The organism is Geomonas sp. (assembly GCF_035254065.1).
In the GTDB taxonomy this organism is placed as follows: Bacteria; Desulfobacterota; Desulfuromonadia; order Geobacterales; family Geobacteraceae; genus Geomonas.
This window is the reverse complement of sequence record NZ_DATFBA010000310.1, coordinates 1-8,735: the sequence shown is the minus strand read 5'-3', so window position 1 is coordinate 8,735 and position 8,735 is coordinate 1. Positions and strand designations below refer to the sequence as shown.

9 protein-coding genes are annotated in these 8,735 nt (G+C 60.8%); 7 read left to right on the top strand and 2 right to left on the bottom strand.

The window, feature by feature from the left end; all coding sequences use genetic code 11:
• Positions 1-339: 339 nt before the first annotated feature.
• Together VJ604_RS14270 and VJ604_RS14265 are read left to right on the top strand one after the other, a co-directional pair.
• Positions 340-627 (top strand): DUF1294 domain-containing protein, encoded by a 288-nt coding sequence (locus VJ604_RS14270; RefSeq protein WP_324083586.1) that lies wholly within the window; start codon positions 340-342, stop codon positions 625-627.
• 9 nt (positions 628-636) lie between these two features.
• The gene (locus VJ604_RS14265) at positions 637-1,383 is read left to right on the top strand and encodes an alpha/beta hydrolase (protein WP_324083585.1); all 747 of its coding nucleotides are present in this window, start codon (positions 637-639) and stop codon (positions 1,381-1,383) included.
• A 172-nt stretch (positions 1,384-1,555) separates the two neighbouring features.
• Here VJ604_RS14265 and VJ604_RS14260 read toward each other — a convergent pair whose 3' ends face one another.
• On the bottom strand, positions 1,556-2,047 hold the full coding sequence (locus VJ604_RS14260) for a PaaI family thioesterase (RefSeq protein WP_324083583.1): 492 nt from the start codon (positions 2,045-2,047) through the stop codon (positions 1,556-1,558).
• Positions 2,048-2,366: 319 nt separating this feature from the next.
• Between VJ604_RS14260 and VJ604_RS14255 the strand changes: the two genes are divergently transcribed.
• A complete protein-coding gene (locus VJ604_RS14255; RefSeq protein WP_324083581.1) occupies positions 2,367-2,915 on the top strand; it encodes a nitroreductase family protein in 549 nt (182 codons plus the stop codon).
• Between the two features lie 115 nt (positions 2,916-3,030).
• Here VJ604_RS14255 and VJ604_RS14250 read toward each other — a convergent pair whose 3' ends face one another.
• Positions 3,031-3,507 carry a tRNA (cytidine(34)-2'-O)-methyltransferase gene (locus VJ604_RS14250; protein WP_324083580.1) on the bottom strand — a complete coding sequence of 159 codons (477 nt, stop codon included), beginning with the start codon at positions 3,505-3,507 and terminating at the stop codon, positions 3,031-3,033.
• A gap of 340 nt (positions 3,508-3,847) precedes the next feature.
• Here VJ604_RS14250 and trpB point away from each other — a divergent pair, with 340 nt between their 5' ends.
• From trpB to VJ604_RS14230, 4 genes are all read left to right on the top strand, one after another.
• A complete protein-coding gene (trpB, locus tag VJ604_RS14245; protein WP_324083578.1) occupies positions 3,848-5,038 on the top strand; it encodes a tryptophan synthase subunit beta in 1,191 nt (396 codons plus the stop codon).
• 672 nt (positions 5,039-5,710) lie between these two features.
• Positions 5,711-6,178 (top strand): transglycosylase SLT domain-containing protein, encoded by a 468-nt coding sequence (locus VJ604_RS14240; protein WP_324083576.1) that lies wholly within the window; start codon positions 5,711-5,713, stop codon positions 6,176-6,178.
• Between the two features lie 243 nt (positions 6,179-6,421).
• Complete coding sequence (locus VJ604_RS14235; protein WP_324083574.1) at positions 6,422-6,928, top strand: LEA/WHy family protein; 507 nt, start codon at positions 6,422-6,424, stop codon at positions 6,926-6,928.
• Between the two features lie 193 nt (positions 6,929-7,121).
• The coding region (locus VJ604_RS14230; protein WP_324083572.1) for an ABC-F family ATP-binding cassette domain-containing protein at positions 7,122-8,735 on the top strand (1,614 nt) is incomplete at its 3' end.

Here is an 8,735-nt window from a genome sequence, read left to right as displayed (position 1 = left end):
GCCAGACCAGGCGGATGGGAGGGAGGAAGAACCAGAGGATGTAAAAGAAGCAGGTGGCAGCGGCCAGGGCGATGGCGAGCAGTTGCTTGTAGCCGTCAAGGTTCACATTGCCCTCCTTGCTGCCGCTGTAGTCACTGCATTAAAAAATAACAATAAATGTCATTGTACAGCGTCGTGTCACTGTTGCAAGAAGGTGAACTCTGGTAAAGCTGTCATAGCCATGTCTATTGCTGACTAAGAGTTGGACGGTTATAATGGCCTTCCCTGTCCAGTTTGAGCCCTGGAGTTTGAATGTCGTTACAGACTTACATTGAGCACGCTGTGTCAGCCCCTGAATCAGTGCGTCCAGGGCTGCTGATGGCCGCCGTCTGCTCGATCTACCTGCTCGCCAGCGTCGTCAGTTTCCTCAGCTATGCCCTCGACAAGTCCGCCGCCAAGTCCGGCCGATGGCGGACCCGGGAAAGCACCCTGCACCTGCTGGCGCTGGTGGGGGGATGGCCGGGAGCGTTGCTCGCGCAGCAGGTGTTGCGTCATAAAACGAGGAAACGGTCGTTCCAGGTGCTCTTCTGGACCACCACTCTCTTCAACTGTCTCGTACTCTGCTGGTTGTGGTATCGGTTGGGCTGAGGGGGAAGGATGCTGCGTCTCGCCATTGTGCTGCTCGTCTGTCTTCTGCTGCTGGTGGCCGCCTTCGCCGTCTTCCAGCGAAAGCTTTTGTACTATCCCACCCATCACCGTAACAGCAGCGGCCTTGCCGAGTGGCGCTACCGCGGGGAGCTGATCGGTTACGCCCGGGAGGTAGCCGCACCCCGCAACGTCTGGTTGATGCTGCACGGAAACGGGGGACAGGCAAGCGACCGCGTCTACGCGCTCTCCTCCTTCTCGCCGCTTGATTCCGTCTTCATCCTGGAGTACCCCGGCTACGGAAACAGGCCCGGCTCCCCCTCGCTGGCGGCCTTCAACCAGACGGCCGAACAGGCCTACCGGGTGCTGAGGTCGAGCTTTCCCCATATCCCCGTCTGCGTGGTCGGCGAATCCATCGGCAGCGGTCCCGCCTCCGTGCTGGCCGGAGTCTCGCCTCCCCCTGACAAGATCGTACTGGTCACGCCATACGACGTCCTGGGCACGGTGGCCTCTTACCACTTCCCGTATCTGCCGGTGGGGCTCATCTTATGGGACAACTGGAACAACGTGAAGGCGCTCAAGGGATACCAGGGACCTCTGGAGATCATCGGTGCCCGCGACGACACCATCATTCCCATCCGCTTCGCCAGGGCGTTGGCGGAGAGCAAGCCGACGGCGAGGTTCCGGGAGATTCCAGGTGGGCACAACGAATGGGCGACGCCGGGAAGGGTGGAGATACGGAATCCACAAGGCGGGTAGAAAAAGTCGCGTCCAGAAGGACTCTCATCCCCTCGCCCCTTCAGGGGAGAGGGTGGCCGAAGGCCGGGTGAGGGTTGCCGCGACGCGTGGGGGAGTCCCGCCCTCACCCCTGCCCCTCTCCCCCGAGGGGGCGAGGGGTGATATAAAGAGGGACAGAGGGGTGAAGCTATACCTACTTCTTCTGCGGAATCGTAATGCAGAGGCACTCGGCCTCGGCGTAGGTCGTCTCACCGCAGAAGATGCGGCCGTGCACCATGACCTTGCGCCCTTCGGCGGAAACCACCCGGCTCTCGACGGTGACCACCTTCTCGAGCGGCAGCATGTTGCGGAAACTCACATTGAGATTGCCGACCACGATTGCGTAGCCGGCCGCCCAGGCCGCCAGGCCGAGGCATTCGTCCATCACCGCGGCCACCGCGCCACCATGGGCGTGACCGGGAGGGCCCCCGGTTTCCGGCCCGAACCAGATGCGGGCGTGCAGATGTTTTTCGCTGTCCCGGTAGTAGCGGGTCCGGAAGCGGTTTCCGTCCGGGTCGCCGGAGACGAAAATCAGCGACTCACCTACCAGCGACGGGGCATCAAAGGGAATCCATCCATCCTCGCCGCTCAGATCCACCAGCGGGCGAGTGGGGGCACATTCTTTCGCAAGGGCCGAAGTTGACAAGTTTATCTCCTTTGGATGTATTTCTATTTGTCGTTTACGTGCACGTCAAGTTGCGCTAGCGTAGCAGAGTTCGCTCCAGAAATAAAGAGTCTGACTACTATATTGTCATTCCCCTCGGCTCTCAAGATAAAAGAAGGCTCAAACCTTTCCTGGCACTCCCAGCTCTCCCGCCCCCTGCGGGCGAGGGAGAGTTGGACGAGGACGATAAGTTGGCGCAGCGCCTATCTTGACAACGCTTGGTCGTGAGAATGAGTGCCGCTTTACCAAATGAAGAGAACAGGCTACAATGCCCCACTTTTTATGAGCAGGAGGTTCCCCCTTGATAGAGCTGATAAGAAAACGTCGCAGCATCCGCGCCTACACCGAGCAGCCCATCGACCGGGAGACGGTCGAGTTGCTGATCGAAGCGCTGCTTCGTTCACCTTCCTCACGCGGCATCAATCCGTGGGAGTTCGTGGTGGCCGATGACCGGGAGCTTTTGAAGAAGCTCTCCACCTCCAAGCAACATGGTTCGTCGTTTCTGAAGGATGCCCCCCTGGGGGTGGTGATCTGCGCCGACAGCACCAAGACCGACGTCTGGGTCGAAGACTGCTCGATTGCCGCCATCCTCGTGCAGATGACGGCCCAGTCGCTTGGGCTGGGGAGCTGCTGGATCCAGATTCGCAACCGGCAGCAAAACCGGGACACGACCTCAGAGCAGTACATCCAGGAACTGCTGGGGCTCCCCGAGCATATGAAGGTCGAGTGCATGGTGGCCATTGGTCATCCCGCCGAGAACAGGCGGCCGCTGCCAGCCAGCCAACTGCAGTACGACAAGGTCAATCACAACGGCTATGGCGCCGGGTGGGAGCGCCGTAGCCGGAAGTAACAGCCAGCCTCCCCTGACCCTCTCCAGCTTTAAACGAAGAAAGCCCCTTCGGCGGTGTCTGTCGAAGGGGCTTTTTGTTTTCACCCTGAAAAATTTCTCTCCAGAAGGGGCCCGGCTACTCCCCTTCCAGCGCACCCGTCTGGCGGAGCGCCTCGTACAGGACGATGCCCGCCGAGGTGGAGAGGTTGAGGCTCCTCACCTTACCGATGATGGGGATCCTCACCGTCATCTCCAGGTTCGCCTCGATCAACTCCTCCGGCAGCCCCTTGGTTTCCTTCCCGAAGACGATGAAATCGCCCGGCTGGAAGCGCATGGTAAGGTAGCTGTGCGGCGCCTTCTTGCTGGTATAGATGAAGCGCCCGTTCGGGTAGGCCTGTTGCAGCGCCGGCAGATCGGGCCAGTAGTGGATATCCACCTCGCTCCAGTAATCGAGTCCGGCCCGCTTGAGGTAGCGGTCGTCCGTCGAGAAGCCGAGTTTGCCGACCAAGTGCAGGATGGTTCCAGTGGCACCGCAAAGGCGGGCGATATTGCCGGTATTGGGTGGGATCTCCGGTTCGATGAGAACTATGTGGAAGGGGTTCTGCAAGGGCATATGGTTCCTCGTAAAAACCTAAAAGCAATTTGAACAGGGATAAAAGCGGATCAACGGGATGAAGGCTTTTTTGTATCGTAAAGCCGAGAGGAAGGCAAAAGGAAACGCACCATAGTTTCGAAGAAGGTTTCCGTCTTTGCCTTTATCCCGTGTATCCTGTTTATCCCTGTTCGAGTTTTTAAGCCTTTGTTCACGTTTTTGGTTTTATCCCCTTTATCCCCTTTATACCCTTTATCCCTGTTCCAGATGCCTTTCAGCCTTTGCTTTTTCGCCTTTAGCCTTGTTTTTTCGCAGTGTCCAGTCTATGATGACCCTTCTAATAAGGCAGCGGAGGACCACTTTGAACCAGCCTGACCACAATGGACATTTCGGCCGTTTCGGCGGCAGATACGTTTCCGAAACGCTGATGCCCGCGCTCCTCGAACTCGAGCAGGCTTACAACCAATACCGCGAGGACCCCGAGTTCAAGAAGGAGTTCGCCTACTACCTGCGCCAGTACGTCGGTCGACCGAACCCCCTTTACTTCGCCGAGAAGCTCAGCCGCAAACTGGGCGGCGCCAAGATCTACCTGAAGCGCGAGGACCTCAACCATACTGGCGCCCACAAGGTGAACAACACCATCGGCCAGGCGCTTTTGGCCAAGCGGATGGGTAAGAAACGGGTCATCGCCGAGACCGGCGCCGGCCAGCACGGCGTGGCAACCGCCACCGTCGCGGCCCTCTTCGGCATGGAGTGCGAGGTCTTCATGGGCGAGGAAGATATCCATCGCCAGTCCCTGAACGTCTTCCGCATGAAGCTGCTGGGAGCCAAGGTGACCCCGGTAACCTCCGGGACCGCCACGCTGAAAGACGCCATGAACGAGGCGCTTCGCCACTGGGTCACCTACGTGGACAATACCTTCTACATCATCGGCACGGTGGCCGGGCCGCACCCGTACCCCGCCATGGTCCGCGACTTCCAGGCCATCATCGGCGAGGAGGCGCGCGCCCAGCACCTGGAGGCGGAGGGGAAACTTCCCGACTACCTGGTGGCGGCGGTGGGCGGCGGCAGCAACGCCATCGGCCTCTTCCACCCCTTCCGCGAGGACAGCTCCGTAAAGATGATCGGTGTGGAGGCGGCGGGTTACGGCATCGAAACCGGCAAGCACGCGGCTCCGCTTTGCGCCGGCACGGTCGGTGTGCTGCACGGCAACAAGACCTACCTGCTGCAGGACCAGTTCGGCCAGATCGCCCACGCCCACTCCATCTCCGCGGGCCTCGACTACCCGGGCGTCGGCCCCGAGCACGCCTTCCTCAAGGATTCCGGCCGGGCGAGCTACGTCTCCATCACCGATGACGAGGCGATGGCCGCCTTCCAGGAGTTGACCCGGGAAGAGGGGATCATCCCCGCGCTGGAATCCTCCCACGCGGTCGCCCATGCGCTGAAGCTTGCGCCCACCCTTTCCGCCGACCAGACCATCGTGGTCTGCCTCTCCGGCAGGGGGGACAAGGACATCCATACTGTCGCCGGCATCATGGGGGTCCAGCTTTAACCGTTCCCACAGAGACAGAGTTGTCCACCAAGGGGTCGCCACGCGGCCCCTTTTTTATTTCCTGCGTGCCAAGGGCATCTTACCCCTCGCCCCTTCAGGGGAGAGGGTGGCCGAAGGCCGGGTGAGGGCGCCCGGCGCTGCGGAAAGGGTCCCGCCCTCACCCCCTGCCCCTCTCCCCCAAGGGGGCGAGGGGAGTAATAAGACTGACGACGGTGAGCAGGCAACACCATTAGCAAGCCTAGGGCCCCATGCTAATGCAACTTCGCGATTATGTGAACATTCTAATATAAAACTTGCAAATTATTTTTAATCGGGTAGACTTGCAAGCTCCGGTTGGGTTTAGCCTAACCACATTCTAATGAAAGGAGATGATTGGCGCAGGCTTAACCGACACTTACGGTGATTTACCTAAAGCCGGCAAGAGCCATCAACTGACATTAAACTATGAAAAAATCTGCTATTGCACTGGTCGCGACCCTGCTTTTTAGCACGTCGTGTGACCAGTCCCACCTGCAGCAGGCGCAGGTCCCGGTGAGTCCTGGACTCTCGGAAACGGACCGGGCGCTGGCTGTGGGGGAGTCGGGCAAGAAGCAGGTGGAAACAGCAGCCGCTTCGAGCCCTTCGGCGCCAATTGTGGCGCCCAAGGAAGCCCTTGTGGAGCGTAGGAAAAAAATGGTACCAGCCATACTGACCGCATTCGCGCGTCGAACCACGCCGGAGCGGGCCAAGTGGCTGGCAGAGATCTGTTACCAGAAAACGGAGGGGACACGGTTCACCCCGCTGGACTTGGCCGAGATAGCGCTGGCCGAAACCGGTGGGCACAAGCTCTCCTCCCGCGCGGTGTCGCCCAAGGGGGCGATGGGAGTCTGGCAGTTGATGCCAGAGAGGGCGGAAAGCCACGGCTACCGCCCGTCAGAGATGAGGGACGACGAGAAGTGTGCGGAGGCGGCGGTGCGGGAGCTTCATGAGAAGCTGCATGTGGCCAAAGGAAACCTCTCGCGTGCGAAAAGGCTTTATTGCGGCAGGGGACCTGCCGCCATGGCCTACGACAAGATCCGCAAACGCTTCCGCGCCGAGCTTCTGCGCGAACTCGAGAGGGGAGCCTCCCTCGATGCCATGCGGATGGCGGCCGGCCACTGACAGTCCCTTTGAAGTTTAATGATAGGTTGTGCTATAGTGGGCGGGTTCCCTTGCGGGGATCCGCCCATTTTAGTGAAGAAGGAACGGCTTTTTCACCGCGCGTGGAGACGGAGCAAGATATTAGTGCCATAGACATCGCCGCAACTTCCACGAGTCCCTCCCCTTCAGTGCCTGCCCGCCGTAGCCTTGGCGAAGGCGGGGGGAGGGCCAGGGTGAGGATGGGGTAAATTGAAGGAGTTCCAGTTGAAGAAATTTTCCTACTCGTTACTGCTGCTGCTACTCATCTCGCTTTCCATGGCCGGTTGCACCTCCTTCGTGAAACAGCCGGTAGTGACCGTTAAAGACCTCTCGGTAGTTTCGGTGGACGGCCGGGGGGCTGGTATGGAACTGTATCTGGGCGTTACCAACCCCAACGCCTTCGACGTCAAGCTGCTGGGATACAACTACGATCTCAAGGTGATGGCGCTCCCCCTGGCCAAAGGGGAGGCACGGGAAGAGATCAGTTTTCCCTCCAAGGCCGAAACCGACGTCCGCATCCCGATCAAGATCACCTTTGCCGAACTGCTGGAAATCCTGAAGCGCAGGCCCAATATGGACGCCATCCCGTATCAGGTCTCCGCCGCGCTCGATCTGGACACCCCGCTGGGGAAGATGGCGGTCCCGGTCACCCGCAATGGCACCTATTCCATTCCCAAGCAGTATCGTCCCTCCTCGCTCCTCAACAGGCTGAGCGACCTGCTCGGGCGCTGATCCTTGTTCAACTCTCCCTCGCCCCCTTGGGGGGAGAGGGCTGGGGTGAGGGCGGGACTTTCGCCATGTCGAGGCCAGCCCTCACCCGGCCTTCGGCCACCCTCTCCCCTAAAGGGGCGAGGGGAACTGAGGCGGCGGGACGTGGCCGAGATAGGCAGTCGAGACAGGCAATAATGAACCCTTCGGAGTGTAAATGAACGTAATCGATGTAACCGGTCTTTCCAAGAGCTTCGGCTCCCGCGAGCTTTTGAATGGCGTGACCTTCGCCGTTGGCGAGGACGAGCGGGTAGGGCTGATCGGCGCCAACGGCGCCGGCAAGTCGACCCTGCTCACCATCCTGGCGGGTGTGGAGGACCATGAGGGGGGCTCCATCGCCATGAAGCGTGGCGCCTCGGTCGGCTACCTGAGCCAGGAGCCGGTGCTGGACGACGACTCGACGGTGGCGGCGGAGATCGAGAAGGGGCTGGTGGAGATCCGCAAGGCGATGGCCACCTTCCACGAGCTCTCCGAGCGGATGGCGGCTAACCCTCCTGACATGGAGCGGCTGCTGGCGCGCCAGGGGGAGCTTTCGGTCTGGATCGAGCACCATGGGGGCTGGAACACCGACCACCGTGTCTCCGAGATGATGACCCACCTCCAGCTCCCCGAGCGCGACCAGCGTATCGGCGTCCTTTCCGGCGGCACCAAGCGGCGCGTGGCGCTCGCCAAGCTCCTGTTGCAGGCGCCCGAACTGTTGCTCCTCGACGAGCCGACCAACCATCTGGATGCCGATACCACCCAATGGCTTCAGGAGCATCTCAAGGCCTATCCCGGCGCCGTCATGCTGATCACCCACGACCGCTACTTTCTGGACCAGGTGGTGACCAGGATGCTGGAGCTGGAAATGGGTGCCATGACCTCTTATCTTGGGGGATACTCCGCCTACCTCGTGCAGCGGGAGGAGAAGCTTGCCAACGAGGCGCGCACCCGCACCAAGCTTTTGAACCTGCTTCGTACCGAGACCGATTGGATGCGGCGGGGTCCGTGCGCGCGAGGCACCAAGCAGAAGGCGCGCATCGACCGTTTCTACGACCTGGAGGAGGCCGTCTCGTGGCCGGCCAGGCGTGAACTGAAGATCGGCTTTTCCACCGAGGAAGGGCTGGGCGGCACCATTTTGGAGCTGGACAAGGTCAGCAAGGGGTACGGCGACAAGCAACTCATCAAGAACGCCACCTTCGGCATGAAGCGCGGAGACCGGATCGGCGTGATCGGACCCAACGGCTGCGGCAAGACCACCCTTATCCGGATGATCATGGGCGAAGAGGAGCCCGATGACGGGCGGGTGGTGGTGGGGAAGAAGACCAAGATCTCCTATTTCGACCAGCTGCGCGAGGTGCTCGATCCGTCGCAGACCATCTACGACTTCTTCGGGGAAGGGGACTACGTCACCTGCCGCGGCGAGAAGCGGCACAAGATCGGCTACCTGGAGGAGTTCCTCTTTTCCCCCGAGGACCGCAGGCGCCCGGTGGGGAGCCTTTCCGGCGGCGAGAAAAGCAGGCTGATCCTGGCGCGGCTCATGCTGCAGGACTCCAACCTGCTGGTGCTGGACGAGCCGACCAACGACCTGGACATCCCGACCCTGCAGCTTCTGGATGCCTCCATCGCCGCCTTCCCCGGCTGCGTGCTGATGGTCACCCACGACCGCTTCTTCCTGGACAAGGTGGCGACCGGTGTGCTCGCCTTCGAGGGGGAGGGGGTGGTGACCTTCCACGAGGGAAACTACAGCAATTACCGCGAACGCGCGGAGGCGGCACGCGCCGCCGTCGCC

Coding starts and splice junctions, on each gene's coding strand:
- VJ604_RS14265 (WP_324083585.1), top strand. CDS start 637: ATGCTGCGTCTCGCCATTGTGCTGCTCGTCTGTCTTCTGCTGCTGGTG.
- VJ604_RS14250 (WP_324083580.1), bottom strand. CDS start 3,507: ATGCCCTTGCAGAACCCCTTCCACATAGTTCTCATCGAACCGGAGATC.
- VJ604_RS14240 (WP_324083576.1), top strand. CDS start 5,711: ATGGTACCAGCCATACTGACCGCATTCGCGCGTCGAACCACGCCGGAG.